The organism is Vibrio sp. Vf1514, assembly GCF_052076135.1.
Taxonomy (GTDB): Bacteria; Pseudomonadota; Gammaproteobacteria; order Enterobacterales; family Vibrionaceae; genus Vibrio; species Vibrio furnissii.
Map to the genome: position 1 here is coordinate 1,239,118 of NZ_CP197268.1, position 21,872 is coordinate 1,260,989.

Genomic DNA, 21,872 nt, shown 5'->3' on the forward strand with positions numbered 1-21,872 from the left:
ACAGATAATGCGATACAATATGGCAACATTTCAACAACTTTTCGAATTTATCACTAATAATTTAGAATAAATATGCAACCATTACCTGAGAGCCAGTTCGAGATCCCGGATTAAATCTGTCGCGGATTCCAAGCCAATGGACAGCCTGACGATGCCTTGCCCAGCATCACGACAGAAATGTGCTTTTTGCTCCGGTGTAAATCGATAAGTCGATGCATCTAGATCATCAGTTCTCATCACCACCGCTAAACTGCGTTGATGACCCATGGAAAAAGCGTAATAAAACATCGCCGATTCGTTCGCAAAACGCTGCTCGATCAAATCGATGTCATCCACTTGGAATGCAATAATGCCGCCAAAACGATCCATTTGTTGTTGAGCCAGTGAAAATTGCGGATGTGAGGCCAATCCCGGATACAAAACCCGAGTGACACGAGGATGATTTTCCAGCCACTGCGCGATGCATTGCGCCGTTTCACACACGGTTTGCATTCGCGGATACAGGGTTTCCATGCCCCGCATAATGAGCCATGCACTTTGCGCCGCCAACGTCGCCCCCAAGTAGATACCCGCCAACGATCGTATCTTTTGGATCAACAACTTAGATCCCAGAACACACCCACCCAGCATATCGCCATGCCCATTGATGAACTTGGTCAGCGAATGAACCACGATGTCTGCGCCGAGGGTGAGTGGTCGAGTGATGACTGGCGTTGACAGGGTCGAATCGGCGCAAAGCAACACGCCGTGCGCTTGAAGCAGCGTCGCCAGCGCGGCGATGTCCGTCAGTCGCAACAATGGATTGCACGGCGTTTCAATGTGCACCAGTTTTGTGCTTTTTCGCAGCGCACGTTGCACAGTCTCAGTGCAAGTTGTATCCACCACCGACACCTCGATGCCATACAAAGGCAGGATTTGCGTCGCGAATTCATACACGCCCGCATAACAAACATCGCTGATGATGAGGTGATCGCCCGCGCGCAGCAGAGACAAAAAGACCGCCGATATCGCCGCCATGCCCGTCGCGGTCGCCATCGCATCCTCGGCTTGTTCCAACACGGCCAAACGCTGCTCCAGCAAGCGCACCGTGGGATTGGTCCACCCCGCATAGAGAAACGGCGCATCCGCCACATCCCCCACACCTTGAGCGGAGAACGCCCCGTGTGCCGGGTCAAACACATGGTTCACCGACATCACCACATTCGGCGCAATGGCTGCCGTTGATGGGTCCGCCGCGATCATCGCGTGAACAGCCTGCGTTTGCGGCGAGCTGGATTGAAAGCGAGAAACTTGAGCCTCATTTTTGTGCATAATTACGCAACTCCATTTGTTAAATTTTAATTTAAACATTGAAGCTATTGTGGATTTCAATCACTCACAAAAATCAGCTATCCTAGCCCGCAGAATGCAGAAACTCCGCGTTTTCACGCGCGATTTGCGGCATAGCCGCGCAAGGATGATGATGACCCCGACACTGGATGCCTTTGACCATAAAATTCTAGAGCTGATGCAGCGCAATTGCCGGCTTGCCAGCGACCTGATTGCCGAGCACATTGGGCTCTCGCCATCGGCGGTGCAGCGGCGCATCAAACGGCTACGTGAAGTGGGCGTGATTCAAGCGGAGGTCGCGATTGTCGACCCAGCCGTCACGACCCACACCATGACCTTTCTTGCGGGGTTGGAAATCGACCGGGAGAACTACGCCGTATTGAGTCAATTTCGGCGCTGGGCGGAGCAACAACACCTGATCCAGCAGGTGTTTTATGTCACCGGTAGTGTCGACCTGATGCTGGTGATCACCGCGCCCAATGCCAAAGCTTACGATGGTTTTATGGAAGAGATCATGGCGCTTTACCCGCAGATCCGCCGCGTTACCACCAACGTAGTGCTCGATACGCCAAAGAGAAGCTTGTACGTGCCGCTGGGCTAAAGCCCGCGGCATTCAAATAACACGCATAAAAAAACCGAGGCCATGGCCTCGGTTTTTCGTGGTGCTGAACGTTACTCAACCGGTTTGTTGGATGCCCACACGTAGAGCAGTTCCAGTGCGATGGTCGCCCCTGCCAGAGAGGTCAGATCGCTCTGATCGTACGGCGGTGACACTTCCACCACGTCCATCCCCACCATGTTGATGCCTTTCAGGGCGCGAATGATCTTCAAGATTTTGTCTGAAGTCAGACCGCCACACACTGGCGTCCCCGTCCCCGGCGCAAACGCAGGATCCAGACAGTCGATATCGAATGTCAGGTACACGGGCTTGTCACCCACGATGTGTTTGATTTGACCGACAATCTCATCCACCGACATATCGTTGGCTTGCATCGCGTTGATCACGTTAAAGCCGTGACCTTCTTGCTTGTATTCGGTACGAATGCCGACTTGCACCGAATGTTTCGGTGAAATCAGGCCTTCTTTCGGCGCATGATAGAACATGGTGCCGTGGTCGTACGCACTGCCGTTCGCGTAAGTATCGGTGTGGGCGTCAAAATGAATCAATGCCATTTCACCGTGATGTTTCGCGTAAGCACGCAGGATAGGCAGTGTGATGAAATGGTCACCGCCCAGCGCCAGCATGGTTTTGCCGCTTTTCAGGATCTCGTTGGTCGCCGCTTCCAAGCGATATGTGAAATCTTCTGCGTCACCACAGTCAAACACCAAATCCCCTGCATCTACCACATTGATGCGATTGAACAGGTTAAAATCCCACGGGAATTTTTTGCCCTCCCACGCGAGGTTCACCGACGCGCGACGAATCGCGTCTGGCCCCATGCGCGCGCCAGGACGACCCGAGGTCGCCATGTCTAGCGGCACACCCAGCACCACAACATCAGCGTCAGTATCAATGGGGTTGCGTTCGTAAGGACGACGCACAAACGTCATCGCATTTGAATACAGTGAATAATCAGTTTTAGTAAACAAATCATTCATTTAGAAATCCTCTAGATAGGTATAACCGCTCAAACCTTGTTCTAGCTCAGCCAAAACAGTCGTTTGTTCTTCAGCCGCCACGCGCTGGCTCACCAGTTGGCGGTAATTCATGCGAATGGCGTCCACATCAATATGGACGTAACGCATCATGTCTTCGACTGTATCACCTTCGTTCACGAACGTCAGATCAGACTCGCCTTGGTCAGTGATGTTCACCACCACACTGTGAGTGTCGCCAAACAAGTTGTGCATGTCACCCAAAATTTCCTGATACGCCCCCACCAAGAAGAACCCCATTAGGTAGGGTTGATCAGGCGTCCACGCAGGCACAGGCAACGTGGTTTCAATGCCTTGGCCTTCAACGTATTGCTCAACCGCACCGTCTGAGTCACAGGTGATATCGAGCATCACCGCGCGGCGATCTTCCACGTTTTCCAGCCCAGACAATGGCAGCACCGGGAACACTTGGTCGATGCCCCATGCATCTGGCAACGACTGGAACAGCGAGAAGTTCACGAAGAACTTGTCAGCCAAGCGCTCTTGCAGCTCATCCAGAATCGGACGGTGGAAGCGGTTCTTGTTGCTCATTTTCAGACGCAAGTCGTGGTAAATACGCAGGGACAACTGCTCGACCCACGCACGGTGTTGCAGGTTGATCACACCTGTAGCAAACAGGCTGTGCGCTTCCGACAAATCGCTTTGCGTGTCGTTATAAATTTCAATCAATGCGCGCGCATCGGTGCCTTCATGCAGGTTTTCCCAGCTGCGCCACATGTTTTGCATCAGCAGCGGAGCATCCTCAGCTGGTGCTTCAATCGCTTCTGGTTTGTACGCTTCTGCCCCGATCACGTTGGTGATCAGCACCGCGTGGTGCGCGGTCAGCGAACGGCCCGATTCTGAAATAATGGTCGGCATCGGTTGGCTGTACAGATTACACATGTCGCCCACGGTGTTGACGATGTTGCGTGCGTATTCCAGCAACCCATAGTTCATTGAGTTCGAGGATTGGCTACGTGTGCCGTCGTAATCGACCGCCAAGCCGCCACCCACATCAAAGTACTGAATTTGTGCACCCAGCTCACGCAGCTCGCAGTAGAAACGTGCCGCTTCATTCACGCCGTTACGCACGTCGCGAATGTTCGCCATTTGCGATCCCAAGTGGAAGTGAACCAATTGCAGCGCATCCAGCTGTTGTTCCGCTTTCAAACGTTCAATCACGGTCAGCACTTGAGACGCGGCCAAGCCAAATTTCGACTTTTCGCCACCGCTGGATTGCCATTTACCGGCGCCTTGCGAGGCCAGACGAATACGCAGTCCCAAACGCGGTTTCACGCCGAGACTCTTCGCTTCTTTCAGCACCAGATCCAGTTCAGACAGTTTCTCTAAAACGATAAAGACTTTGTGGCCGAGCTTTTCGCCGATCAGCGCCAAGCGCATGTATTCGCGGTCTTTGTAACCGTTACACACGATCACCGAGCTCGCTTGTTGCGCCATCGCTAGCACAGCCAGCAGTTCAGGCTTACTGCCCGCTTCCAGACCCAATTGCTTGGTTTCCAGTTCAGCTTGGCTCGCCAGAATCTCATCCACGACTTCTTTTTGTTGGTTCACTTTGATGGGGTAAACCAACAGGTATTTGTTCGGGTAGTCATACTCTTCAATGGCCTGGTTAAAGGCATCACAGATGTTGTGCACGCGTTGGTGCAGGATCTGCGGAAAACGCACCAGCACCGGCAAATTCAAATTACGCGCTTCGAGCTGTTTTACAATCGAACTGAGTTGCGTGGGGTGTGCACCGTCTTTTCGCGGTGACACATACACTTCACCGTGATCATCGATGCCAAAGAAGCCCTGGCTCCAGTAATGAACGTTGTAATCAGCGCGAACGCTGTCTAATTTGGATTGTTGTTCCACATCATATCTCGCAAGAACAAAGAGAATGTAGTGGTTTCGAGGCTCGAAACCACGCCTGACACCCTTGATGTCACGCGCTTTATCGGTGAAAACCTAAGGTGTGTCTAATGATAATAATTTGTCGTTAGGACAAGTGTTGGTTATCACACATAAGTTTTCAAATTTCTGTGTAAACCATTCATTCTGTTTGTGAACCGCTGACCAAAAGATCGAATTTTTTATTACCGTACAGCGATTCAAAATCCGCCTCATCGGCAAGCAAATCGCGCAGGGATGGGATGGTATCAATCGCGCGTTGGATGTCTTCCAGCGCTTGCTCTTCCGCCCCCAAGCGTGCATACGCACAAGCGCGCTGATACAAGGCTGGGCCGTTATTATCATCCAGTTCGAGCACGCGGTTACACAGGCTCATAGCCCAGTGGTACTCTTTGATTTCCATCGCCGCATCCGCTTTGTAGGTCAGCGCTTCCAAGTCGCCCGGGCGAATCTTGAGAATTTCATCGTACACTTCGATGCGTTGATCGGCCGTTTGCACACTCTGTGCCCGTAACCACAAGTTGTGAATTTCGTTGATGATCTCAATTTCACGGTTGTTTTCAGAGATGATGCGTGTCTTGCGTTTTAAATCACGCTCCAACGCAACAAACTTCCGCTCGTACTCCACCGCGATTTTATTCAACCGCTTATCGGCCATTTCTCTGGTGTTGTGTTTCACTTCTCGCAGCGATTGCCACCCCACCAGCGCCACTAGCGAAGCCACGCCCGCGATAATGTAGAAGAAATAGGTGACGGTCACGTTGGCATAGTTCATCGATTTATCGGCAACCGTCAGTTCGCGGTCGGTAATTTGTACGATCAAACGGCGTTCCAGATCTTGCTGATCTTGACGCAGTGATTTGAGCTCATCGAGGATATAACGCTCCATCAACGGGCGATCAAGCACGGCGGTTTCAGAATAGGCAGGCGCCTTAGCCGGCGCAGATTGCTCCTTTGCTGCCCACACATTGGCAGCCACTATCGTCATCAAACATCCCACTACTAACCAAATTTTCTGCACGCATTGCTCCTTACACCTGTTTGAGATTACGAAGACGGCATGTTGAACTCGTGTTGACCGTCACAATTAAAACCTATACGAAACATTCTAACTCAAATTAAATGTAAATTTTTTAGAATTTAATTTAACCAATCAAATCAATAAGATAACTAAAGCATGAACAATAAAGCACTGAAAGTCGCCTTGATAATTGCCAATTCAATGTTTAGTGTACTATACATATTTACAATTTATCGTCGCACACATTCGACGACAACAAAGGATGTAAATGATGTCAACAATGCTTGAAGTCAAGAACCTCTTTAAAGTGTTTGGAGAGACACCGGACGAGGCGTTTACTCTCATTGAACAGGGTTTAAATAAAGATCAGATATTTGAGCAAACGGGCCTAACCGTCGGGGTTAAGGACGTTTCCTTGTCAATCAACGAGGGTGAAATTTTCGTCATCATGGGCCTTTCCGGTTCGGGGAAATCGACCCTCGTGCGTCTGCTCAATCGCCTGATCGAACCCACCCGCGGCAGCGTGCTGCTCAAAGGCAAAGACATTGCCCATATCTCCGATACCGAACTGCGAGAAGTTCGTCGTCAAAACATTTCGATGGTATTTCAAAATTTCGCGTTGATGCCGCACATGACGGTGATTGAAAACGCCGCGTTTGGTTTGGAACTAGCGGGCGTGCCGGAGCAAACGCGTCACCAAGCCGCAAAAGCTGCACTGGAACGCGTGGGGCTCGATGCCTATTGCGAATCCTACCCCGATGAACTATCGGGCGGGATGAAGCAGCGGGTCGGGCTGGCGCGTGCGCTGACTAATGACCCAGACATTTTGTTGATGGACGAAGCATTTTCGGCCCTCGACCCGTTAATTCGAACCGAAATGCAAGATGAATTGATTCGCCTTCAAAACGATGACAAACGCACCATTGTGTTTATTTCCCACGATTTGGACGAAGCCATGCGCATCGGCGACCGGATTGCCATCATGCAAGATGGCGTGGTGGTGCAAGTGGGCACGCCAGATGAAATCCTGCATCAACCCGCCAATGATTACGTCAGTTCCTTCTTCCGCGGCGTGAATGTGGCCAGCGTGTTCTGCGCCAAAGACATTGCGCGCAAGAAACCGGCGGCAATGTTTAAAAAACACGACAACGATGGCCCAGCGGCAGCCATGCAGATGCTGCTCGACCACGATCGCGACTACGGCATCGTGGTCGACCGCGCCAACAAATACACAGGCATTGTCTCGCTCGAATCCCTGCAAGAGGCGAAACGCGAACAGCGCTCGCTCAGCAGCGCCCTGCTGCCTGACACCATCACCATTTCACCTGAAATCTCGGTGGGTGATTTGATTGGTCAGGTGGCCGAAGTGCCTTATGCCGTGCCGGTGGTCGATGACGACGGGCACTACTACGGCGTGATCACCAAAACGCGCTTGCTACAGACACTCGATCGCGAATAAACGCCACTCAGGACAATCTTGGTCAATAGGAAAGAATCATGACAACGGAAACCACAGTTTCAGCGGCACAGGCAGCCGACCCTTGGGGCGCTGCCACGCAAGCTGCAACCACCACTGATCCTTGGTCGACAGGCACCAGCGCTGCCGCCAGCAGCGATTGGCTCACGGCGGCCGCTCCCGCCGACACGCCTTTTGATTGGATGCACCCTTTTCAGGACGCCATTTTACCGTTCGACAGTTGGGTCGAAACCGCACTTAACTGGCTGGTGACGCACGGACGCCCGCTGTTTCAGGCGATTCGCGTACCAATCGATTTCATTCTCAGCTCATTTCAAACCGCGTTGGTCTCCACCCCTGCGCCCATCATGCTGCTGATCCTGTTTCTCATCGCTTGGCAACTGGCCGGATCGCGCATGGGGATCGCATCATTCTTATCGCTGATGGTGATTGGTCTGATTGGTGCTTGGGACCAAGCCATGGTCACGCTGGCGCTGGTTATGACATCGGTCTTCTTCTGCTTGCTGATCGGGATGCCGCTTGGAATCTGGCTGGCGCGCAGTGACACGGCGGCCAAAATCGTCAGGCCAATACTGGATGCAATGCAAACCACCCCAGCTTTCGTTTACTTGGTGCCTATCGTGATGCTGTTTGGTATCGGGAACGTGCCGGGCGTGGTGGTGACCATCATCTTCGCGCTGCCACCAATTGTGCGTTTGACCATTTTAGGCATTCAACAAGTGCCGGAAGAGCTGATTGAAGCCGGTCACGCGTTTGGCGCCAGCCCGAAACAGATGCTGTATCGCATTCAATTGCCACTGGCGATGCCCACCATCATGGCTGGCGTCAACCAAACCTTGATGCTGTCGCTGTCCATGGTGGTGATCGCCTCCATGATCGCCGTCGGCGGTTTGGGTCAAATGGTGCTGCGCGGCATTGGCCGACTCGACATGGGACTTGCCGCCGTGGGTGGCTTGGGCATCGTGATTTTGGCCATTTTGCTGGATCGTATCACCCAAACGATCGGCGCCAATAGTCGAGATAAGAAAACCCATTGGTATGAGAAAGGCCCTGCCTCACTCGCTTACCAACTGAAACTGAAGTTCACACACACCGAAGGTCAGAAAAAACTAGGAGAACAGAAATGAACGTAGCATGGAAGACAATGCTCACCACGGGACTTGTGGCCGGCACAACGCTCTCAGCCTCGGCTTGGGCGAAACTGCCGGGCGATGGCATTACAGTGCAACCGGTTCAGTCGACAGTGGCTGAAGAGACGTTCCAAACGCTAATTGTGAATAAAGCGATGGAAGCGCTCGGTTACACCGTACTGCCCACCAAAGAAGTGGATTACAACGTGGGTTACACCTCCATCAGTGAAGGCGACGCCACCTACCTCGCCGTGAACTGGGCGCCGCTGCACGAAGGCAAATACATTGCCGCGGGTGGTGATTCAAAGTTCTACCGTAAAGGCGATTACATTGCCGGGGCAGCGCAAGGCTACCTGATTGATAAAAAGACGGCCGATCAATACCACATCACCAACATTGAACAGTTGAAAGACCCAAAAATCGCCAAACTGTTTGATGCCAACGACGACGGCAAAGCCGATCTCACCGGCTGTAACCCAGGTTGGGGCTGTGAGAGCGTGGTGGAACACCAGATGGATGCGTTTGGTTTGCGTGACACAGTCACCCACAACCAAGGCAACTACGCGGCGATCATCGCCGACACCATTTCGCGTTACAAAAAAGGTGATTCAATTCTGTACTACACCTGGACACCGTATTGGGTAAGTGGCGTTTTGGTACCGGGGAAAGACGTGGTGTGGTTGGAAGTGCCTTTCTCATCGCTACCGGGCGATCGTAAAGACATCGACACCACACTACCGAACGGCAAAAACTACGGCTTCCAGATGAACTCGATGAAGATCGTGGCCAACAAGCAATTTGCAGAGCAAAACCCAGCGGCTGCCAAATTGTTTGAAATCATGAAGCTCAACATCAACGATGTGAGTGCCGAAAACATGATGATGAGCCAAGGACACAATTCAGAGAAAGACATCGAAGCGCACGCGAACGGTTGGATCAAAGCACACCAGAAACTGTTTGATTCTTGGGTCGCCACTGCAAAACAAGCCGCCAAATAATAACAATGGCTCAGGCAGCGTGCTGACCGGCTCGCTGCCTCTATGCCTAATGGAGGATGACTTGGATATTCACGAGGAAGTATTAGTCTCAATTCGCCAAATTATTCGCGCCATCGATCTGCATTCTAAAAAGCTCAACAAAGATTATGGCCTAACCAGTCCGCAGTTACTGCTGATGAGGGCAATCAAAGCCGAACCCAGCATGACGATTCGCCAATTGTCGGTGACCACCAACATGAGTCAGGCAACCGCCACCAGCATTTTGGACCGACTGGAAAAACGAGAACTGGTGATTCGGGAACGCGACACCATCGACAAACGCAAAGTCCACGCGATGCTCACCGCGCGCGGGGAACACATTCTGTCTGAAGCGCCGCAACTGCTGCAAGATGATTTTGTTCAGCGATTTCAATCGCTCGATGCGTGGGAGCAAACGTTGTTGCTGTCATCGCTGCAACGCCTCTCCCGCATGATGAATGCGCCGGAAGCAACCACCCGCGTCGAACCGTTATTGCTGGCGATTGACGCAGAGTCGTTGGATCTCTCCTAACCCGTTGGCGCTGCTCCAGTTAATCATCGCTGCGAACTTTCGCGCGTCTTGCGGTCGAGAAATCTTCCTTCGTCACTTGGAACAGGCTGGCGAATGATTGCAATCTCGTCCCCATTTTATTGATGTCTTCGCCAATCACCGCACTATCTTCAATCGCATGTTGAATCACATCAAACTGCTTGTCCATGTGCGAGAAATGGCTGGAGACCACATTCAGTTGTTGATCCTGTTCGCTGATCGCACCGCCAATTTTCTCCACATGCAGTGAAATGTTGGCAATCGCCTCTTCAATCTGATGCCACGTCTCCTGCGCCTGATTCACCCGTTCTGCGCAGGCGGTGGCTGATTCCAAACTGTCACTCATCACGTTTTCAACGCGCTGGGTACTGGTTCGAATCGCACCAATCAGTTCACTCACGCTGTCAGTCGAAGCGCGGGTTTTCACCGAGAGGTTACGCACTTCATCGGCCACCACCGCAAACCCGCGTCCCTGCTCGCCAGCGCGAGCTGCCTCAATCGCGGCGTTCAACGCCAGTAAGTTGGTTTGCTCTGCGATGTCGTTGATCACTACGATCACTTGGCGAATTTTCTCCGCATCGACGGTGAGGTTACTCACCGCTTGTGCCACCAGCGATAGGTCGCTGCTCAGTTTGTCCATTTGCGACACCGTTTCGACCACCGATGCGCGACCGCTGCCCAGCACGGTGACTGTATTTCCGGACGCGTGTTGAATGCCTTCCAGCTCGCCACTCACCAAACGGCTGATTTCCGCCGAATGCATCATCTGATCTTGCACCTGCTGCGACTGATGATGCATCGAGTTGGAGGCCTTGGTTAGTTTCACATTCACATCGTTCACGTCCTGCGACATCGGCTCCATGCGCGTGATGGAACCCAGCAACGTCGAAAAGGTATTGTCCAGATGATCAATGAACGCATTAAAGCCACGTGATAGCGCCGTCACTTCATCATTGCCTTTCTCTTCCAAGCGGTAGCGTAAATCGCCCGAACCAGAGCCCAGTTGTTTCACGGCTTCCAACATGCGATGCAGCGGCGCCAGAATGGAATGCGACATCAACCACCCGATGCCCAAACCAATCAAAATGGCGGGCACCAGCATGTACAGCACCGCATTTTTGATGTGTGTTTTCAATGTGGTCAAAAACGCCATCGCTTCCGCTTCATCAATTTCACTCAAGAGCACCCATTTCAGCCCGTGCAGCTCCAGCGGCGCGTACGCCGAAAGTACCGGAATATCGCGATAATCTCGAATCAACTCAAAACCAGTTTCGCCAGCCAGCGCTTTGTTGACCGCCGAGGAATCGACGGTTTGCAAGCCAATCGATGTTGAAAGCGCATCCATCTTCGCCAACGTCGCGCTGTCAGCGCCGAGCGTTTTCATCAGCGCGAGGTAACCGGCTTTGTCTTCAATGACAAAACGCGAGTTCGAACGCATGACTTTGTCGCTGCCGACTAAATAGGTTTCACCCGACGCGCCCAGCCCCGATTTTTTCCAATCTTGGTTGTGGGTCATGATGTTGTTAATCACATCCAGCGGCATCTGCATGATCAGCACGCCGACGGTTTGTCCGTTCTCACGAATGGGCGCGCTGACAAATGCTGCCTGCGCTTCGTAGGAAGGCGTGTAAGGTCTGAAGTCGGTGAAGAAGCTGCCGGAGGAAAGCTGCATCGCGCCGCGATACGCATCAGCCAAGCCGCTGTCTTTATAAGGGCCAGATTTGAGCGAGGTGGCAAAGTCGAGCTCTTTGTACGCGCTGTACACCACGAAACCGGTGTTGGCATCGACCAGAAACACATCGTAAAAACCAAAGTTTTTAATGAAGTCGGTGAAGAAAGGATGATAGGTTTGATGCAGGGCATCATATTCGCCCCCCTGCTCACCGGTGGTGAGTTTGTCCTTGCTACCCAGCGGATTGGGGTTGAGGGCAATGTATTGGTTTTGCAGTGTTTTAGCGCGCTCAGAAATTTGGCCAAACAAACCATCCGCGTTGATGCGATCGACGGTGTTGATCTCTTGATAGCGAGTCGCAAACTCATTGCGGTAGTAGCCTTTCAGCGCGTCACTGGACGTGGTACTGAGCGGATAGTCCATAAACGCTTGGGTAAAGCCGACCACCGCGTCCCGAACGCTCAAGTCATGAGACATATTCTGCGCCTGCGCATCCACCGTATCAAAATAGCGCTGAATCTGTGACGCGGTTTCATTGCGTGAGATCACCAATTTATCTCTGGCGGCTTTTGCCAGCGCTTTAGAAGCATCTTGGTACACTAACCAGCCCAGCGCCACACAACTGACCGCCGTGAAGCACGCCGCCACCACCACATAACTGATAAACATTTTGCTGCGTAATTTCATCCGCCCATCCCTTGAAAGAAAAAACCCTGCTAATGCTTAGGTTTAGTCTAATTCCCTTGCCTGCGAATGGGCTTTCGGTGGATTAGTGACTCTTGTCACATATGAGTGCTGTTGCTTCTAATCCTTTATTAGTAATAAAAGCATCAATGCGTGATCCGTGTGCACTGAATTGCCTGAAAATCCGGTATTGCGCCGTGACGCAGCATTGATCCCCTGATTCACCCACCCGCTTGCTGACGAAAGCAGCGCTTACGTGGGTTGTCACAGAAATCCGGTTGTAATTCACCGGTTTTCAGTTATTTTGAACAAAACCCTGTTTCTCACTATGTTATGGACTACATCGCCTTACTCAATTTAATGCAAGATTACTATCAGTGGCTGTTCACGCTGCTGATGCTGCTTCTCTATCCGAAAGTCGCCAAAGTGACGCTGCGTGTGTTTGAAAAAACCGTGATTGGTCGTGACGACGTGCATCGTGTTAAACGCGCACGCTGGCTGATCAAAACCGCCCTGCTGATTGCGCTGTTGATGACTCTCATGATCATGTGGGGGATTGAACTGCGCGGGTTGCTGGTCGTCGGTTCCTCCATTTTTGCGCTGCTGGGTGTGGGTTTGTTTGCCAGTTGGTCGCTGCTGAGTAACGTGACCTCGTTTTTTACCCTGTTTGTGCAGAACTATTGCCGCATTGGGTTATGGGTGCGCGTGGTCGACGGCGCGAACTTTGTCGAAGGCAAAATCATCGACATGACGTTTTTGAACGTGGTGCTAGAAACCCTAGATGGCAACCGCGTGCTGTATCCGAACAACTTGTTTATTGTTCGCCCAGTCATTGTCCTGAGTAAAGCGCCCGAAAAAGCCGCCAAGAAAGCCGAGAAAAAACAGTTACCGATTGGAGTCAAACGTTGAGCGAGTATCAAGATCTATCCCAACAAATTGAAGCGCTCGCCAAAGCCGAAAATGATGAGCAGCAGGTCTCGCTGCTAGGCGAAATGGTTGAAAATGGCTTGGATGAAGGCCCACTGGCGCTGATTCTCGAAGCGTTTCCCGTCGATGACCGTGTGCGTTTGTGGCGCAGCTTGCCACTGGAACTGCACATCGATGTATTGACCGAAATGCGCGCCGATGTGCGTGTGTCGATCATCAAAGCGCTGTCTGAAGTCGAACTGAAACTGACGCTGGCCAAACTCGACAACCTGTCGCTGATCGAGTGGGAAGACTCCCTGCCCGACGACATTGTCACCGAAGCGCTGCGCTTAATCAGCCGCGACGAGCTGGAACTGTACGATCAAGCCAACGAATTCAACGATGACGAAATCGGCCACTGGGCTGACCGAAAACTTTATACCCTGCCGTTTAGCATCAGCGTCAACCGCGCCAAGATCCTGCTCGATAAATACCATTTGGAATCGCCGCAATACATTTACCTCATCAACAAGGCCAAGAAATTTCGTGGTCTGGTGGCGTTCAGCGACATTCTGTTGGCCGAAGGCACCACACAGCTTAAAGCATTGAAGAAAGAAGATTTGGTGCTGATCAACGCGCATCAATCGCTGTCTGATGCGGTCGAAGCGTTGGAGCACGCTGTGTTGCCCATCGTTCCGGTGGTCAGCGATGACGATACCCTGATCGGCGAAATTGACTGGCACTTTGCACTGGGCACGCAACGTGAAATCTACGAATCGCGCTTGATGGCCGGTACAGGTATGGATGAAGGCGATGACCTGTTTGCGCCGGTAGTTCGCAGCTCCAAGCGCCGCGGCGTCTGGCTGGGTATCAACCTTTTGACCGCGATTCTGGCGTCGATGACCATCGGTTTATTTGAGAATGTGATTTCGCAAGTGGTGGCGCTGGCGGTGCTGATGCCGATTGTCGCTTCCATGGGTGGCATTGCAGGGAGCCAAACGCTGACCTTGATGGTGCGCGCGATGGCGCTCAATCAGGTCACCACCGGGAACCGCTTTGCGCTATTGAAAAACGAATTGGGCATCGGCTCGATTAACGGCGTGGTGTGGGCGCTGATCATCGGCGGCGTGGCCGGATTATGGTTCCAATCTACCCTGATTGGCTGCACCATCTCACTCGCGATTGTGGTCAACATCATCACCGCCGCGCTGTTTGGCGTGCTGATTCCGATCATCCTCGATAAGTTTAAGCTCGATCCGGCTTTGGCAGGTTCGGTGATCCTCACCACCGTCACCGACGTGGTTGGCTTTTTCGCCTTCCTCGGCACGGCGAGTTTAGTCATGCTGTAATCCTGACGCCTCGCTTCGCGGGGCGTTTTTTTTCGCGGGCGTTGTTGTTCCTGGTCGTTTTTTCAAGGTCACTTTTTTTACTGTCACTTTTTCACGGACACTTGTTTTTACTGTCACTTTTTTCACGGACATAGTGCGCCCCAACTGCACGTTTTCGGCCAAAAATTTTTTTAAAAAATTTTATTTTTCCCCTCTTGAAGTTCAATTTTTTTACCCTATTTATATCCACGAGCGGCAGTGATGCCACACCGTATCTGGGTTCGCTCTCCTTTCTCGCGTTGGAGACCCCAGCGCACCGCGACCCCATATACGTTTGTCTTTTATTTTCGATGAAAACGATTTTAAGTAGGAGGCACTCCCAATGAACATTCGTCCTTTACATGACAAATTGATTGTTGAGCGACTGGAGGTCGACAACACATCTGAGGGCGGAATCGTACTGACATCCAAATCGGCGCAAAAATCAAACCGCGGCAAAGTGCTGGCGGTCGGTCAAGGCCGTCTGCTCGATAGCGGCGAACGCGCGGCGATGGCAGTCAAAGTGAATGACCACATCATCTTCCACGATGGGTATGGTGTGAAAACCGAGAAAATAGACGGGCATGACTACCTCATCCTGTCTGAATCAGACGTATTGGCGATTATTGAATAATTTTGTTGTGAGTTTTTAAGGAGAGACACCATGACAGCAAAAGACGTTTTATTCTCTAACGACGCTCGACAAAAAATGCTCACCGGGGTGAACTTGTTGGCCAATGCCGTGAAAGTTACGCTCGGTCCCAAAGGTCGCAATGTGGTGCTGGATAAATCTTTCGGCGCACCGACCATCACCAAAGATGGGGTTTCCGTAGCCAAAGAGATCGAACTGGAAGACAAGTTCGAGAACATGGGCGCGCAAATGCTCAAACAAGTGGCGTCCAAAGCCAACGACGAAGCAGGCGATGGCACCACCACCGCGACCGTATTAGCGCAATCGCTCATTAACGAAGGCCTCAAAGCCGTGGCAGCGGGCATGAACCCGATGGATCTCAAACGCGGTATCGACAAAGCCGTGGAAGCCGCTGTCGACAAGCTACAGCACATGGCCCAACCATGCAGCGACAAACACGCCATCACCCAAGTGGGTAGCATTTCGGCCAACAGCGATCGCGCGATTGGTGAAATCATTGCTGAGGCGATGGAAAAAGTGGGTCGCAATGGCGTCATCACCGTGGAAGAAGGTCAGGCGCTGCAAAACGAATTGTCAGTGGTCGAAGGCATGCAGTTTGATCGCGGCTACCTGTCGCCCTACTTCATCACCGACGCTGAATCCGGTTTGGTTGAATTGGACAACCCGTACATCCTGTTGGTCGATAAGAAAATCAACAACATTCGTGAGCTGATCCCGCTCTTAGAAGCCGTCGCGAAAACCGCTCGCTCGCTGCTGATCATTGCCGAAGATGTAGAAGGCGAAGCCTTGGCAACATTGGTGGTAAACAGCATGCGTGGCATCGTCAAAGCCGCTGCGGTGAAAGCGCCGGGCTTTGGTGACCATCGCAAAGCGATGCTGGAAGACATTGCCGTGCTCACCGCAGGCCGTGTGATCGCGGAAGAGATTGGCCTTGAACTGGAGAAAGCGACGCTCGATGACCTCGGCAGCGCGAAAAAAGTCACCATCAGCAAAGACACCACCACCATCGTCGATGGCGCAGCAGATGAGCGTGCAATTCACGATCGCGTGGCGCAGATCCAGCACCAGTTGGACAACACCACGTCACAATATGATCGCGACAAGTTGCAACAGCGCATTGCCAAACTGTCTGGCGGCGTAGCGGTGATCAAGATTGGCGCGGCAACTGAAGTCGAGATGAAAGAGAAGAAAGATCGCGTGGACGATGCGCTGCACGCCACTCGCGCAGCCGTCGAAGAAGGCATCGTGGCTGGCGGCGGTGTGGCGCTGACCAAAATTGCCAAATCGCTCAGCGACCTGCAAGGCGACAACGATGATCAAAATGTCGGCATTCGCGTCGCGCTGCGTGCGATGGAAGAACCGTTGCGTCAAATCGCCATCAACGCGGGTGACGAAGGGTCCGTTGTCGCCAACGCAGTGAAGGCAGGCGATGACCACTACGGTTACAACGCGGCGACGGGTGAATACGGCAACATGATTGAACTGGGTATTCTTGACCCGGCGAAAGTCACTCGCTCTGCATTGCAATATGCCGCCAGTGTCGCAGGCCTAATGATCACCACCGAAGCGATGGTGACAGACGCGCCTAAAGCGCCTGAGGCTTAATCGTAAAAAAGATTGAGGGGGCATCCCCCTCCCCCTCAATCAAGTGAGGTGAAGATGAAACAGTATCCAGCGTTGCATTTAGAAATTGCCGAAACTGCCGCCGGGCCGGGCTCCCCCACCTGGCCTGCGGTGCAGAATTTCCCTCGTATTCACCGTGACGCAATCTTCTCGCTGCCGCCAGCTCGCGTGTCCCGCGCTCAGCCCCGTATCTGGGTGATCACGTTCGATCTGGCCAAGCTCGCCGAGCTGATTCACCGCACACTTCACTGATCGCCCTCACTGACCCGCCTTACGCGGGTCAGTTTTTATCGCCGCATTGACACCATGTAAAGTTCATCGAACAACCCCGCATGCAGTCAATATCCAGATAACACTACACATTCATCCCTCAGCCGTTACTATGTAGGGGCTTTCTGCAACCTCGTTGCCTTTCAAGCACTCCTTGTTGCCAATCCGTCATGAAGACACGCTCAATGCCGCCGAAGGATTCTGCCGCTCAGGCACTGTGGCTATTGGCATGATCCAGACAATAAAAAAGAAGGTGTCTCCAATGGAAAGTCAGTCTCATCAAGTATTAATGAAACGTCCACGCCGCCTGCGCGCGCATCAACACATTCGTCACATGGTGCAGGAAACTCAGCTCAACAAGAGCGATTTGATTCAACCCATTTTTGTCGAAGAGGGCATTGACGCGCCCGTCGCGATTGACGCGCTGCCCGGCGTATGCCGCATTCCAGAATCCCACATCGCCGATGAAGTGACGGCGCTGTATGAACTCGGCATTCGCTACGTGATGCCATTTGGCATTTCGCATCACAAAGATGAGTGTGGCTCCGACACATGGCACGACAACGGCTTGCTCAGCCGCATGATCAAATCGATCAAAACCGTATGCCCCGACATGATTGTGATCCCCGATATCTGTTTTTGTGAATACACCACGCATGGCCATTGCGGGGTGGTGCACGACGGGTCAGTCGATAACGACAAAACCGTTGAGAACCTCGTGAAGCAGTCTGTTGCAGCAGCGAAAGCAGGCGCAGACATGTTGGCGCCATCTGCAATGATGGATGGTCAAGTCGGCGCGATTCGCCGTGGCCTCGACGCGGCAGGGTTCCCGAATGTGAGCATCATGGCGCACGCGATCAAATTTGCCTCCGCATTCTATGGCCCATTCCGCTCCGCGGTGGAATGCACGCTGGAAGGCAACCGCGATACCTATCAAGCCGATCCGCACAATGGTCGCCAAGCCTTGGTTGAAGCGGCATTGGATGAAGAAGAAGGCGCAGATATTCTGATGGTGAAACCCGGCACGCCGTATCTGGATGTGCTGAAATCGCTCAGCGACAACACGCGCCTGCCACTGGCGGTGTATCAAGTCAGCGGTGAATACGCGATTTTGAAAACAGCGGCGCAAGCTGGCCTGTTAGATGAGAAACGCGCGGTACTGGAAACCATGATTGGCTTTAAACGCGCTGGCGCGAGTGTGATAGTCACCTACTACGCGAAAGAGCTGGCGCAGTGGCTGAGTGAATAATTCCGTCATCAACCGATTGCCCGTCACCGTGACGGGCAATGTTTTAATAACGATGTTTTGATCGTGATACTTTAATAACAATACTTGGATAACGATACTTTGATAACGATCCTGGGATAACAATACTTAGGCGCTGACCCAGCGAACACCATTCTTCCCGCTGCGTTTCACTTGATACATGGCTTCATCTGCCCGTTCATAAAGGGTGTCAAACTCATGCTGCCCCGGCGCAAACTCGCACACACCAATACTCAACCCAATCTGCGCTTTGCCATTTTCCAGCACCACCGGGTCGGCGACCTGAGTCAGTAACTGATCGGTCAATGTATTCAGCGCCTGCGTTTCTTCTTGCTCGCACAACAGAACAAACTCATCACCACCAAGACGCGCAATCACCGACTGTGGCGGCGCAAACTGCTTCAACCATTCTGCTACGACCACCAACACCGCATCGCCCGCTTTATGACCGAGATGATCGTTGACCGTCTTGAAATTATCGATGTCGATAAACACCATCGCCGCCAGCGAATCGGACTTAGCGTGATTGATGCGGTTAAATTCACTGTGCAGCGCTTTGCGATTGAGCAGATTGGTGAGCGGATCTTGACGCGCCAAACGCGACAATTCCTGCTCGTAGCGTTTTTCGTTGGTGATATCGATGTGCGTACCCATGATGCGCAGCGGCGAACCATCCTCGGCGTATTCAACGATACGGCCACGATCCGACACCCAGCTGTGACTACCATCTTTATGCAGCATGCGATGCACCACTTGATAGGTATCCGCTCGGCCTTGCAGATGATCCTCAAGCGCACCGACGGCGAGATCGTAATCGTCCGGATGCAATTTACTTTTCCACGTTTCAACATTGGCTTCCAACTCGTTGGGTTGAAAGCCGAGCATTTTGCCCCACTCCATGTTGAATATGCGCAGGCGCCCCGTCGGGACATGTTGTTCCCACAAGCAGAGCCCAGTGCCATCCAGCGCGGCATTGAGTTTCTCTTCTAAGCGCTGCTTATCACGGGTGAGTTGCGCTACCTGTTGTTCCAGCAGTGTGATGCGATCTTGTTCCATGCTCTTGTTTGGGTGTCACTCTCCGAACCCTTAGTCTGCCACAGTTTCCGGTTGCGCCGCATCCTCGAATTGATGACGAATGTGCAACATGCTATCGAGATGCTCAAGAAAGCAATCCAACAAAAGCGGATCGAAATGCTTTGCGCGATTCTCGCGCAGGTATGCCACCACCTCAGCGACGCTCCATGCCCGTTTGTAAGGGCGCGTCGATAGCAGCGCATCAAATACATCACAAATCGCCACAATGCGCCCTTCCAGCGGGATCTCTTCTCCCGCCAGCCCCGCCGGATACCCGGAACCGTCCCACTTTTCATGGTGCGTGAGCGAGATGCGACGCGCCATACGAATCAGCTCGGATTTGTTGTCAGGAATGATGTCACCGCCAATGGCCGGGTGTTGCTGCATCAATTTCCACTCATCCGCATCGAGTTTGCCCGGCTTGAGTAAAATCTCATCCGGCACACCAATTTTACCCACATCGTGCAGCGGGCTGGCGATTTGAATCATCTTGCACCAGTGCGCCGGTTGCCCCAGCGCTTTGGCCAGTTCAAAGCTCATGCGGCTGATGCGTTTAATGTGTTCGCCAGTTTCGTTGTCACGAAATTCACCCGCTTTGGCAAGGGCAAAATTGAGTTCGTAAGCCAGCTCTTCCAGCTCAAAACAGGCGGTATCGTAATACACCGCGGTGGCGAGTCCTAAATCCAAAAAGATGGCACGATTGAGCGCCGACATGTAACGATGAATGTTGTCGATGTTGGGGGCGAGCGATTGGTAGACCACGCGCGCCAATTGACTCATCACAATGCAATACGCGCCAGAATACACCTTAAAATCGATGCCGAGCCGTTGATGGGTTTGACCAATGCGAATGGTCGCGTTGTAGTAATCCACGCCAAAGTGACCGCGAAACACATAAAGCATCAAGTGGTCACGCAAATGCCCACGGGCGCGCACGATTGATTGTTCGTTTTGGTAAAATTGCGCCGTTTCCGGACAACTGCCGAGATGATCGTACACAAACGCCAACACCTCATCGATGTTGCGTTCCATAATCCAGTAATACTCGCGCAGTGCATCCACCGTTTGCTGATCAATGGCCAAATACGATGCCCATCGACGAATCGCATTGCCTGGATCCGAGCCAAAAGCCACTTCCATAATCCACCTGACTATTTTTCATTGTAATTATTCGTATGCGCTGCACAAAAACCATACTTTTTGTGCAGTTAATGTACGGATATAACAAAACCGTCTGCGCTCTTAAAGAGCCGCATCGACCAAGTCCTTATTTTTTATAAGAGTATTTGCACAGGTTCACATTATGATTGGAATCAACTTCACACGTTTCATTTTGTTCGTGCCACAAGTTCGACGTCTGCTTCGTCGCGCAAAGACAAGGTCAAGGAAGCCCGATTGCGTGAAGCGAGATCGGCCTTTGTCAAAAAAATGTTGCAATAATGCTTCTCGGCCGAATGATTAAATAATAAGCTCTAAGTTCCATATAATAATAAGGAGATTTATCGTGAGACGATTGGTATCCCCCTTCTTCCTCAGTTCGGCTTTATTGGCATTTTCAGGGTTCGCTTGTGCAGCCAACCACATTTACGTTCAAGCGTCGAAAGGCAGTTTTAACGATGCCGCGATCAGCAAACTATTTGAGCAACAACCGGCTCTCAAAGCGGACGTTGATTTTTCCGGCACACCACTGAACACCTTCATGCAGGCCGATTTAAATGATGGCTTGGCCTTTAGTGCGGTGGAAAATTCTACCATCAATGGTCGCTTGGTTCAGGCCACGGTTGAGGCGCTACAACAATACAAAGTGGTCGCGGTGAAAGCATTTATTGCCACTCCGATTGAAATGTGTGTGCTAATGAACACGCACGATGTCGAGGCCAAACGCTCGATTGCCTTGATCGCGTCACACCCTGCGGCGCTCAAGCAGATTGATACTTGGAAACATCACTTGAAAGCGAAAGAACTCGCCGTACCAGAAGGCACCGCAGCCGCCGCGCAGCGAGTATCCAATGGTGAAATGCCCGATGGCACCGCCGCTATTGGCGCGTGTGTGCTGGAAAAAGTCTACCCCAATCTGGTGGTGGTGGAACAAGGCGTACAGGACAACAAGAACAATAAAACGTCATTCTTGTTGATGGATGTGGAGAAACGAATCTCGCCGATTGGGGAAAGCGACGCGCGCAAAGAACTCGAAAGCGCGATTGAAAAAGGCCAGTTACTGTAAATTTAGCCAAGAGGACAGTTTCTCAAAAAGGTCAGTTTCGGGAAGACATACCGACTGCACGCGG

At 52.1% G+C, this 21,872-nt stretch carries 19 protein-coding genes; 12 read left to right on the forward strand and 7 right to left on the reverse strand.

What is annotated here, in order from left to right:
• Window positions 1-81: 81 nt before the first annotated feature.
• Window positions 82-1,311 carry a trans-sulfuration enzyme family protein gene (locus tag ACS18Q_RS20470; RefSeq protein WP_441257791.1) on the reverse strand — a complete coding sequence of 410 codons (1,230 nt, stop codon included), beginning with the start codon at window positions 1,309-1,311 and terminating at the stop codon, window positions 82-84.
• Window positions 1,312-1,462: 151 nt separating this feature from the next.
• On the opposite strand from ACS18Q_RS20470, the gene ACS18Q_RS20475 reads away from it, so the two are divergent.
• Entirely contained in the window at window positions 1,463-1,930 is a 468-nt protein-coding gene (locus ACS18Q_RS20475) for an Lrp/AsnC family transcriptional regulator (RefSeq protein WP_143679923.1), read from the forward strand.
• A 71-nt stretch (window positions 1,931-2,001) separates the two neighbouring features.
• On the opposite strand, the gene speB is transcribed toward ACS18Q_RS20475, so the two are convergent.
• The 3 genes from speB to ACS18Q_RS20490 form a co-directional block, all read right to left on the reverse strand.
• Window positions 2,002-2,928 carry an agmatinase gene (gene speB, locus ACS18Q_RS20480; RefSeq protein ID WP_441257792.1) on the reverse strand — a complete coding sequence of 309 codons (927 nt, stop codon included), beginning with the start codon at window positions 2,926-2,928 and terminating at the stop codon, window positions 2,002-2,004.
• Complete coding sequence (gene speA / locus ACS18Q_RS20485; RefSeq protein ID WP_004727055.1) at window positions 2,929-4,839, reverse strand: arginine decarboxylase; 1,911 nt, start codon at window positions 4,837-4,839, stop codon at window positions 2,929-2,931. It lies immediately after the preceding gene.
• 178 nt (window positions 4,840-5,017) lie between these two features.
• Window positions 5,018-5,863 (reverse strand): tetratricopeptide repeat protein, encoded by an 846-nt coding sequence (locus ACS18Q_RS20490; RefSeq protein ID WP_275138717.1) that lies wholly within the window; start codon window positions 5,861-5,863, stop codon window positions 5,018-5,020.
• Between the two features lie 304 nt (window positions 5,864-6,167).
• On the opposite strand from ACS18Q_RS20490, the gene proV reads away from it, so the two are divergent.
• The 4 genes from proV (at window position 6,168) to ACS18Q_RS20510 (ending at window position 10,051) form a co-directional block, all read left to right on the forward strand.
• A complete protein-coding gene (gene proV, locus ACS18Q_RS20495; protein WP_014257609.1) occupies window positions 6,168-7,355 on the forward strand; it encodes a glycine betaine/L-proline ABC transporter ATP-binding protein ProV in 1,188 nt (395 codons plus the stop codon).
• A gap of 38 nt (window positions 7,356-7,393) precedes the next feature.
• Window positions 7,394-8,500, forward strand: a complete 1,107-nt coding sequence (gene proW, locus ACS18Q_RS20500; protein WP_004727058.1) for a glycine betaine/L-proline ABC transporter permease ProW — start codon at window positions 7,394-7,396, stop codon at window positions 8,498-8,500.
• Entirely contained in the window at window positions 8,497-9,501 is a 1,005-nt protein-coding gene (gene proX / locus ACS18Q_RS20505; protein WP_038151668.1) for a glycine betaine/L-proline ABC transporter substrate-binding protein ProX, read from the forward strand. Before proW ends, proX begins: the two co-directional genes overlap by 4 nt.
• Before the next feature lie 61 nt (window positions 9,502-9,562).
• On the forward strand, window positions 9,563-10,051 hold the full coding sequence (locus ACS18Q_RS20510; RefSeq protein ID WP_014257611.1) for a MarR family winged helix-turn-helix transcriptional regulator: 489 nt from the start codon (window positions 9,563-9,565) through the stop codon (window positions 10,049-10,051).
• A gap of 19 nt (window positions 10,052-10,070) precedes the next feature.
• Here ACS18Q_RS20510 and ACS18Q_RS20515 read toward each other — a convergent pair whose 3' ends face one another.
• Window positions 10,071-12,428 carry a methyl-accepting chemotaxis protein gene (locus ACS18Q_RS20515; protein WP_441257793.1) on the reverse strand — a complete coding sequence of 786 codons (2,358 nt, stop codon included), beginning with the start codon at window positions 12,426-12,428 and terminating at the stop codon, window positions 10,071-10,073.
• Window positions 12,429-12,758: 330 nt separating this feature from the next.
• Between ACS18Q_RS20515 and ACS18Q_RS20520 the strand changes: the two genes are divergently transcribed.
• The 6 genes from ACS18Q_RS20520 (at window position 12,759) to hemB (ending at window position 18,492) form a co-directional block, all read left to right on the forward strand.
• Window positions 12,759-13,334, forward strand: a complete 576-nt coding sequence (locus ACS18Q_RS20520) for a mechanosensitive ion channel domain-containing protein (protein ID WP_004727062.1) — start codon at window positions 12,759-12,761, stop codon at window positions 13,332-13,334.
• Entirely contained in the window at window positions 13,331-14,680 is a 1,350-nt protein-coding gene (locus ACS18Q_RS20525; RefSeq protein ID WP_004727063.1) for a magnesium transporter, read from the forward strand. Before ACS18Q_RS20520 ends, ACS18Q_RS20525 begins: the two co-directional genes overlap by 4 nt.
• Before the next feature lie 361 nt (window positions 14,681-15,041).
• Entirely contained in the window at window positions 15,042-15,332 is a 291-nt protein-coding gene (locus ACS18Q_RS20530) for a co-chaperone GroES (RefSeq protein ID WP_004727064.1), read from the forward strand.
• Window positions 15,333-15,362: 30 nt separating this feature from the next.
• Entirely contained in the window at window positions 15,363-16,955 is a 1,593-nt protein-coding gene (gene groL / locus ACS18Q_RS20535) for a chaperonin GroEL (protein WP_441257794.1), read from the forward strand.
• A 54-nt stretch (window positions 16,956-17,009) separates the two neighbouring features.
• Window positions 17,010-17,225, forward strand: coding sequence for a hypothetical protein (locus ACS18Q_RS20540; RefSeq protein ID WP_014257614.1), 216 nt, complete (start codon window positions 17,010-17,012; stop codon window positions 17,223-17,225).
• A 280-nt stretch (window positions 17,226-17,505) separates the two neighbouring features.
• On the forward strand, window positions 17,506-18,492 hold the full coding sequence (gene hemB / locus ACS18Q_RS20545) for a porphobilinogen synthase (RefSeq protein WP_014257615.1): 987 nt from the start codon (window positions 17,506-17,508) through the stop codon (window positions 18,490-18,492).
• A 126-nt stretch (window positions 18,493-18,618) separates the two neighbouring features.
• Here hemB and ACS18Q_RS20550 read toward each other — a convergent pair whose 3' ends face one another.
• Together ACS18Q_RS20550 and ACS18Q_RS20555 are read right to left on the reverse strand one after the other, a co-directional pair.
• Window positions 18,619-19,566: a GGDEF domain-containing protein gene (locus ACS18Q_RS20550; RefSeq protein ID WP_441257795.1), complete on the reverse strand. Its 948-nt coding sequence runs from the start codon at window positions 19,564-19,566 to the stop codon at window positions 18,619-18,621.
• A 30-nt stretch (window positions 19,567-19,596) separates the two neighbouring features.
• Complete coding sequence (locus tag ACS18Q_RS20555) at window positions 19,597-20,724, reverse strand: HD domain-containing phosphohydrolase (RefSeq protein WP_392441611.1); 1,128 nt, start codon at window positions 20,722-20,724, stop codon at window positions 19,597-19,599.
• Between the two features lie 364 nt (window positions 20,725-21,088).
• On the opposite strand from ACS18Q_RS20555, the gene ACS18Q_RS20560 reads away from it, so the two are divergent.
• Window positions 21,089-21,808, forward strand: coding sequence for a prephenate dehydratase domain-containing protein (locus tag ACS18Q_RS20560; protein ID WP_143679917.1), 720 nt, complete (start codon window positions 21,089-21,091; stop codon window positions 21,806-21,808).
• Window positions 21,809-21,872 lie beyond the last annotated feature (64 nt).

Bases quoted from the DNA above. Each gene is read 5' to 3' on its own strand.
- ACS18Q_RS20540 (WP_014257614.1), top strand. From the start codon at position 17,010: ATGAAACAGTATCCAGCGTTGCATTTAGAAATTGCCGAAACTGCCGCC.
- ACS18Q_RS20515 (WP_441257793.1), bottom strand. From the start codon at position 12,428: ATGAAATTACGCAGCAAAATGTTTATCAGTTATGTGGTGGTGGCGGCG.
- proW (WP_004727058.1), top strand. From the start codon at position 7,394: ATGACAACGGAAACCACAGTTTCAGCGGCACAGGCAGCCGACCCTTGG.
- speB (WP_441257792.1), bottom strand. From the start codon at position 2,928: ATGAATGATTTGTTTACTAAAACTGATTATTCACTGTATTCAAATGCG.
- ACS18Q_RS20490 (WP_275138717.1), bottom strand. From the start codon at position 5,863: ATGACGATAGTGGCTGCCAATGTGTGGGCAGCAAAGGAGCAATCTGCG.
- groL (WP_441257794.1), top strand. From the start codon at position 15,363: ATGACAGCAAAAGACGTTTTATTCTCTAACGACGCTCGACAAAAAATG.
- ACS18Q_RS20555 (WP_392441611.1), bottom strand. From the start codon at position 20,724: ATGGAAGTGGCTTTTGGCTCGGATCCAGGCAATGCGATTCGTCGATGG.
- ACS18Q_RS20475 (WP_143679923.1), top strand. From the start codon at position 1,463: ATGACCCCGACACTGGATGCCTTTGACCATAAAATTCTAGAGCTGATG.
- ACS18Q_RS20470 (WP_441257791.1), bottom strand. From the start codon at position 1,311: ATGCACAAAAATGAGGCTCAAGTTTCTCGCTTTCAATCCAGCTCGCCG.
- ACS18Q_RS20550 (WP_441257795.1), bottom strand. From the start codon at position 19,566: ATGGAACAAGATCGCATCACACTGCTGGAACAACAGGTAGCGCAACTC.
- proV (WP_014257609.1), top strand. From the start codon at position 6,168: ATGTCAACAATGCTTGAAGTCAAGAACCTCTTTAAAGTGTTTGGAGAG.
- ACS18Q_RS20520 (WP_004727062.1), top strand. From the start codon at position 12,759: ATGGACTACATCGCCTTACTCAATTTAATGCAAGATTACTATCAGTGG.
- proX (WP_038151668.1), top strand. From the start codon at position 8,497: ATGAACGTAGCATGGAAGACAATGCTCACCACGGGACTTGTGGCCGGC.
- ACS18Q_RS20530 (WP_004727064.1), top strand. From the start codon at position 15,042: ATGAACATTCGTCCTTTACATGACAAATTGATTGTTGAGCGACTGGAG.
- hemB (WP_014257615.1), top strand. From the start codon at position 17,506: ATGGAAAGTCAGTCTCATCAAGTATTAATGAAACGTCCACGCCGCCTG.